Below are 8,187 nucleotides of genomic sequence, written 5' to 3' on the forward strand. Positions count from 1 at the left end.
CTTCGACCGCGTATGCCGATACCTCCGAAAACGCGGGGGGGGGGGACGCTCCAGGTAGACACCGCTGCAAGCACCGAGGCCAGCGGAGCCGATGCCGCGGATTCGTCCGCCGCGACCGGCTCCGGTGCCTCAGCGGATAGCGTCTCCAACGCCGATGTCACCGCGGATGCCGACGCCCCCGCAACCACGAGCGACGCCGCGACCGCCGATGCCCCCGCTCCCGCGGACGCCATCACGGCAACCAACCAGCCCACCGCTCAGCCCGCCGCCCAAACCGCCACGGACGCCGCCGTCGAAGACGCCGCCCAGGACCTGGCGCAGCTCGCCGGCCGCGACTTCCAAGGCCAGGTCACCAAAACCATCAACGGCAAGACCTATATCCTGATTGGCAACGAGCAGCAGCTGCGCGCGATAGGCTCGGGCAAGAAGGTCACACGTCCGGTCTGGGAGATCACGCAGGAGTACCGGAAGACGGGCTTGATTAAAGGCGGCTGGGTCGATGTCGAGGGCTCCAAAACCGAGATTTACGCGGGTGACGCGGACCTTTCCGCGACCTCCAAATTGGACGAGGGCTCGAGCGAGAAATCGGATGAGCTGGGTGTCAGCCTTGCGGGTCACACTCGCAAACGCTACGTGACCCTTGACGACTATGGCAACGAGGTCAAGGCCGACGGCAACGCGACAAGCTCGACGCTGACCTACGCCGCCGACGCCAACTACATAATCTTCCGAAACATCGACGTGGGCTCCGACGCGGCCAGCGGCACCTCATCCAACGCGACCTGGACCCCGCTCATGTTCAGTGGCACCATGCTCGGCGCGGCGACCACCACCGACGCCGCTAAGACCGCCGGCGCGCTCTGGTCCACCATTAACGCCGACGGCATCTCCACCAACGACACTGCCCAGCGTCCCGTCATCTCCAATGTAAACGTCACTCAGACTGGCAAGCTCGATGTCTCCAGCCACACGGGCATCGGATTCTTCGGCACCGTTTCGCACAAGCTCAGCGAAACCAATCCGTTTACCGGGTCCGCTACACCCGCATACGTGAACAACATCAAGCTTCGGGACGTCTCTGTTACTAACGAATCCACCAAGGTCAAGGTCGATCAGACGCTCATCAGCTCACTCCTCGGCGTACTCGGCACCGTGGTGGGCGGCCTCGTCAGCACCCTGTTGAAGATTCTTACACTCGGCAAGGTTGACCTCAGTGGCCTTATCGAGTCCCTGTTGAACGTTCGCGCCGCCGATCCCTCTTCGCTCGCCACGGGTGCCTTCGCCGGGCGCATCGTGGGTGAGGTCACGGTCGACAAATGCGAGGTCGAGGGCGCGAGCGTGTCGAGTGCGGCGGACATGACGGGCGGCTTCGCAGGCTACGTTAAGGGAGAGGTCAAGTACGATATCCTCTCCGATGCGCTGGGCGACATCGTCAAGCTCCTGACAAACATCCTGAACCTCATCCCTGGCCTAGGCCTGGGCGACCTCATCACCCTGCTGCTCAACAACAACATCATCAAGGCGAGCCAGCTGCTCCCCGTGGCCTACTACAACCCCACGATCTCGAAATCGGGCGTCGTAAACTTCGCCAGCGGCACCGTCCTGGGCTCCGCTGGCAAGAACTACGCTGGCGGCTTCGCGGGCGTGCAGGCCGGTACCATCGTCACCGACGCCTATATACAGAGTGACGTCGCCTACACCGTGCGCGCCAAGGCATACGCCGGCGGCTTTGCGGGCGTCATCCGCGACGACGTGATGGAGGGCGCGCTCTCCGATTTGGGCGTAGACCTGCCAAGCCTCGCGAGGCTTGCCATCCCGCAGAGCATCGTCGCGACCTCCTCGCTCACTGCGGACGTCACGGTCGAGGGTGGCTCGTATGCCGGCGGCTTTGCGGGCGCCATGGCTGGCAGCCACGCGGTGAACGATAGCCTTACGGGTGCGGTCAACGTCACGGCCTCGGGCATTCAGGACGGCACGGCCGACATGCTCGCCTACGCGGGCGGCTTCACCGGTGCGGCGACGCTCGGCTGGGCGATGGACCTCGGCGCGGGCGACTACAAGAACACGAATCTGCTGAATGGTGTGGGCGGCCTGCTGAAGGGCCTGCTCGGCTCGAACAATCAGAGCGAGGCGAACACCCTCCTTTCCCTCGCGGGCTTGAGCGAGTCCGAGATCCTGGGTGCGCAGGTGTCTGGCTCCCTCACGGTGTCCTCGGCCAACGATTACGCCGGCGGCATGGTGGGGCGCGGCACAGGCCCGGTCATCGCGAGCTCCGATACGGCGCACGTGGGCGGCCTCGCGTTCTACAAGCAGGGCAAGCTCGACGCCACCGCGGTCGCCAGCCGTACCACCTCGCTCACCGGTCTTGACTCCGTCACGGCCAAGGGCAGCTACGCCGGCGGCATCGCGGGCATGCTTGTCCCCGGTGCCGTGGCGGCGCTGCTGAACGACACCCTCGGCTTGGGTGCGATTGGCCAGAAGCTCGGCGACGGCCAGTTCAAGATGTTCGAGGTCTCGAACGTGACGGTTGCGGGCGCCACGGACGGTGCGACCGTCTCCGTGGACGGGTGCTACGCTGGCGGCGCCATCGGCTGCGCGACTGGCGGCGACGTGGACGCCACGACCCTCACCGGCGTGAAGCGGGTCGAGGCCAAGGGCGAGGCCGGCGGCTTCATCGGCTTTTCCGGCCCGAGCGACGCGGCCGACGTGGGCGGCCTCGACGTCCTCGGCCTCATCAAGGTCTCGGGCCTGCTCTCGGTGGCCAAGTATTCGGCGGTCGAGGTGACCGACAGTTCCGTTGCGGGCGTCACAGCCGGCATGACGGTGGCAGCGACCGGCGTGAACGCCGCGGGTGAGACGAACGTCTACGCGGCGGGCGGCTTCTTCGGACGCGCGAACAGCACCAAGTCGGCGAACGTTCACGCCACGGCCGTAAAGGCGGTCACTGCTGACGCCTCAACTTCGGACGGTGCGGCGGGCGGATTCGTAGGCGTCTCGGCTACGGGTGGCCTTGCGGATGCGGTGAACGGTGAGGGCGAGGACTCGGGAGTCCTCAAGAACCTTCTCGAGAGTGGTCTCATCTCCGTCGACGGTCTCGTGGGCGCCGTTCCCTACTTGCTGCCTAACTACCAGAACGCCACGGTGACGTTCGTGAACGGCGGTAGCGTTGAAGCAGATATCGCCGGAGGTTTCGCGGGAGACTTCCAGGGCGGTAAGGTCAATATCTACACCGACGATGACCTCAAGGACGCAACGGGTGCGTACGCCCGTGCGAAGACCGCGGCCGAGCAGTCCCCCTGGGGCGTCATCAACATCGACCACGTGACAGGCGGCGCGTACGCTGGCGGCTGGGGTGGTCGCGTGACCTCGGGTGCGCTCGCGAGCGCGGGCAAGGGCGGAATCAGCCTGCTCGGCAAACTCGGCACAGTGGATATCGCCCAGCTGCTCGACGTGGTCGAGGGGTACGTGCCCCTCATCAACCGCTCCGGCGTGCTGTCGAACGCGGACACGGTGGCCGCGGATGCCTCGGGCGCCAGGCCGAGCGATGCCGCCAACCCTGGCCTCGTCGTCTCTGCCTCGCGCCTCGATGACACGGCCTCCCAGTCCGGCACGGCCGGCGGCTATATCGGCTATGGCTCCGGCGTGCAGGTGAGCCACTCCAACGTGACGCAACTGCGCCATACCGCGGTGACCGAGCCGAAGGATCTCGAGGGCACGGACGGCAGCAGCTACTTCGGTAATAAGAGCTCCTACGCCGTCACCGCCCCGCGCTACGCCGGCGGATACATCGGCCACATGGACGTGGGCTCCGCGGCCTCCGTGGGCGACGGCCTGTCGCTGCTGGGAACGAGCCTGCGGCTCACCGACGTGCTCGGCGTGGTGCGTGCCGTGGTCTCCACCATCGAGCACTCCGACGTGACGGGCGGCACGGGCGGTTTCGCCGTGCGCGCGAGCTCCGGTGCCACGGGCTCCGAGATCGGCGACGCGGGCGGTTTCGCGGGCCTTGTCTCCGGCGGGCACATCCAGGATTCAAACTCCTACAACTTCTCCTACGTGATCGGCCAGATTTCGGCGGGCGGCTATGCCGGGCAGATCGAGCCGGGCGACGTGGCGCGCGTGCTGGGCGAGCTGAACACCGGTAAGGACAACGAGTCCGCACTGGCCAAGCTGCTGCACGGCCTGGTGAGCACCAACGGCGCCCTCGCGTCGCTCGTGCAGGACTTCGTGCCCACGGTTCGCAACTCCGAGACCACGTCCATCCCCTGCGGCGGCGCCGTGCGCGCGCAGGCCGCCAGCACCGAGAGCGTGCAGCGCGGCATGGCAGGCGGCTACGTGGGGCATAACCTTGGCGGTCACATCTGGGGCACCAGCAACGCGCCGTGGACGAGCGCCGCGTCGTGGGAGTCCGAGAAGGACGGCAGCAACCACTACACCGGCACCCAGCGCGACGCCATGGCCGAGCGCATCCGCAGCGTCTACGGCGCCGAGATGGCCGGCGGTTTCACGGGCTATATGGAGCCTGGCGACACTGCCAAGACGGGGAGCGTCAGCCTGCTCTTCGGCCTGGTGAAGGCCAACAATATCCTGGGCGCTCTGCAGGTGGCCTATCCCACCGAGGAGAACACGCAGGTCACGGGCCCCGTGCGCGGCATCAGCCTCGAGACGTGGAATAGCTGGTCTCAGCACGTTGCCTCTAAGGGCTACTATGGCGGCGATTTCTACGGCAAGACGTTCACCACCGAGGATGAGCTCGCGGCCTTCCTCGCTGATTACGTCTATGGTACTAATGTGGTTGCTGGGCGCGCTGCATACGAGAACAAGGCGAACACCATGCACGGCGGTGTGGCCGGCGGCTACGTGGGCCTCATGCGCGGTGGCACCGTCACCAACGGCCGGGCCTTCGACACCAAGACCGTGCGCGCCATGCGCGCGGCGGGCGGCTTTGCCGGCCGCATGGAGACGGGCGGCGCCGTGGAGCTGGGCGGCGTGAAGGTGCTCGGACTGAACCTCAACCTCGGCCAGCTGCTCAACGTGGCCCAGGTGCTCGTTCCGGTGGTGAAGAGCTCCAGCGTGCAGGGCTTCCGCACGGGCATGGCCGTCAAGGCCACGGGTACCGACTTCAAGCACGAGACCGGCTTTGCCGGCGGCTACGTGGGCTACGCCTCTGGCGCGCAGCTGTGGGGCGACGCCACGTTCTCCGATGCCGACAAGGATGCCAACCGCTGGTCCATCGGCGCCACGCACAGCGGCTACACCGCTACGGGCGACAACGTCACCAACCTGCGCAAGGTCTCGGGCGCTAACTGCGTGGGCGGCTACGCGGGCCTCATGACGGCCGCGGGCGTGGCGGACGTGAACACCAATACGTCCTCGGGTCTGCTGCAGAAGATCTTGGACACGCTCATCGATACGCCGAACGACCTTGCGCAGGTGCTCCAAGCCACGCTGTCCACCGTGCGCGGTGCGAGTGTCTCCGCCGTGACGGCGGGGGACGGCGCAACCGATGCCCAGCGGAACGCCGCAGCCTGGGGTTTCACAGTCGACGGCTCCTATAAGGAAGGCAACGCCACCAAGTACGCCCGCGCGGCGGGCGGCTTCGCGGGATCGATGAAGGCCGTGGTCGCGGGCACGAAGGACCGGGACGAGGGCGCAACGGACGCCGTTACCAACACACTGCAGGTCATCGGCCTGCGCGGCGTGGAGGGCGGCCAGTACGCGGGCGGATTCTTCGGCCAGGCGGACATCGAGAGCGTGGCCTCCGTGGCGGGCGGCGACGGCGATGCCAACGGCGACCAGTCCACGAGCCTGCTGCTCAAGCTGCTGAAGGCTGGCAACATCTCCGCGCTCGACGCCTTCCGCACCTACGTGTACCACGCGAACGTGGCGGGCGTGGCAGACGGCTTCCAGGTCCGCGCGCACGATGCCAGCAAGCAAGGCATGCTCGATTCCACGCGCTTCACAGGCGTGGCCGGTGGCTTCGGCGGCGCGCTCATCAACGGCAGCGTGAAGAACGCGACCGTCGCCAACCTGTCCTCCGTGGAGGGCGTCAACTACACGGGCGGCTTCATCGGGCATCTGGGCAAGGGTGGCACGGTGGACGCGGACAAGGTCGGCGTCCTGTCGAACCTCAGCCTCCTCGGCGCCACCGCGGGCGTGCTCGACATCTGGGGCTCCCACGTCGAGAACTCCAGCGTGACGGGCATCGCCGACGGCTACACGGTGACGTCGACGCATCGGGGCGCTGACTACGGCCGCGGCACCGAGGCCGCGGGCGGTTTCGCGGGCTACGCCGACCTGGCGCGCGTGAAGGACTGCACGGTCACCAACCTCAAGAAGGTCGCGAGCGGTGAGGTCGCCGGCGGCTTCGTGGGCGAGACCAAGCGCGCATACCTGGTGGATGCGCAGGTTAGCTCCGTGCTGGTGGACGGTCTGCTGGTGATCGTGAACGCGCTGCTGAAGCTACTCTACGCGAACCAGCTCCAGAACCTGGGCGTCATCGACATAGGCAAGTGGTTCCCCGGCGTGAGCAAGGTCTTCGACCTCAAGGTGCTCGCCGAGGGCGAGACGCTCTACGTGAACCTCTTCGGCCTGAAGGTCGGCGTGGCGCTGTCCCGCGCGGATACCGAGAACAAACAGCAGACTGACGTGGCGATCATCACCATCGGCGACTCCACCATCAAGCTGCCGTGTACGGAAAAAGGCGGCGTGGACACCAAGGGCGATCGCGCCAACATCGACGCGCAGCTCATCAAGGGCAACCGCACGCGTGTGGAGAACTCCTCGGTCACGGGTATCGCGGTGGGCTATGACGTCTTCGGCGGCGGCGCGAGCCAGGCTGAGAACGGCGACGGGCTTGACGGCCTTACCACGGGCTACGCGGGCGGTTTCGCCGGCCTGAACGACGAGGGCGTACTCGCGAACGACCACATGGTGCTCGCCGACGTGATCCGCGGCACGAGCGGCCTGGTGGACCCCTTCGCCAACACCAAGCTCAAGAGCGTGTGGGACTTCAACTCCATGAGCGACATCGTGGGCGAGAAGGACGGCAACTACAACTCGTACAAGATCTACCGCTCCAGGAACGAGAGCCTGGCCGACGCATTCACGTCGAACAGCAAGAATGGGGCGGCGAGCGCCACCTTCGCCAAGCGCGATGGCAACGCCGATGGCACCGGCATGGATGCCTTCACGGTGAGCCTGTTGAAGCCGGTGGACGCGAGCGGCAAGGCCTCCGTCAACACCTACGATGGCACCGTGCCCACGAGCGAGGCGTCCGGTGACGCGGACACCGCTTGGCTCGGCATCAAGGACGCCGTGCGCCAGAATGCGGACGGTAGCCAGAGGCAGGAGCTCAAGGCCTATGAATCCGCCGCCAAGGCCGTGCTGATGCGGGACACCCCGGTGTCCGACAACGCCGGCGGCATCACGCCCGAGCCGGGCGAGGGGCAGGATCCGTGCGACACCTACGTGAAGCTCACGCTGCAAAAGGTGTGGGATGACCAAGGCAACAAGGCCGGCCTGCGGCCTGCGAGCATCAAGCTGACCGTGGTTGCGTCGTACAAGGACGCTGCCGGGAATGTCGTGACGCCCGCGATCACGCTGAAGGATGGGTCGACCTGGACGAACCCGCACGAGGTGGAGCTGACCGGTAAGGACGCATCCAACTGGTCCGACACCTGGCGCACGGTGATCGAGGGGCTGCCGGTGGCGGTGAAGGACGCTGACGGCGCCACACATTACCTGAACTATGCCGTGCAAGGTGAGGCCGTGAATGATGGCGCCGCCGCGCAGCCTGGCGTGCGGTTCGGCAAGGTCGAGGGCGGCAACACCGCGTACGTGCCGCCCGAGCAGGCCGGCTACAGCTCCGCGGTGGGCTCCGAGGCCAACACTCTCACGATCACCGTCACCAACACCCATCGCGATGCCCTGCCCGACACGGGCGGCCGCGGCATCTGGCTGTTCCTGATGATCGGTGCGGCGCTGGGCTGCGCCGGAGCCTACGAGGCGTGGCGTCGTCGGCGCGCGGGACAGCTCGCCGTGGCGGGCGCCCCGACTGCGGGCGCTACGGTCACCGCGCTGCAGCCGCGGCCGGTCGGGGGCCACTTCCGTGACGGGGGTGCGCGATGAACGATTCGACGAGCGGGCTGCCGCGCACGGGCGTGCGCGGCAGGGGGAGGGCGCTTCGCG

At 67.0% G+C, this 8,187-nt stretch carries 1 protein-coding gene; it reads left to right on the top strand.

Annotation, left to right across the window (positions count from 1 at the left end):
- The first annotated feature begins 12 nt into the window (after positions 1-12).
- Positions 13-8,127 carry a hypothetical protein gene (locus DW899_RS03795; RefSeq protein WP_199570256.1) on the top strand — a complete coding sequence of 2,705 codons (8,115 nt, stop codon included), beginning with the start codon at positions 13-15 and terminating at the stop codon, positions 8,125-8,127.
- Positions 8,128-8,187 lie beyond the last annotated feature (60 nt).

The organism is Collinsella sp. AM41-2BH, assembly GCF_003468085.1.
In the GTDB taxonomy this organism is placed as follows: Bacteria; Actinomycetota; Coriobacteriia; order Coriobacteriales; family Coriobacteriaceae; genus Collinsella.

Coding starts and splice junctions, on each gene's coding strand:
- DW899_RS03795 (WP_199570256.1), top strand. CDS start 13: ATGCCGATACCTCCGAAAACGCGGGGGGGGGGGACGCTCCAGGTAGAC.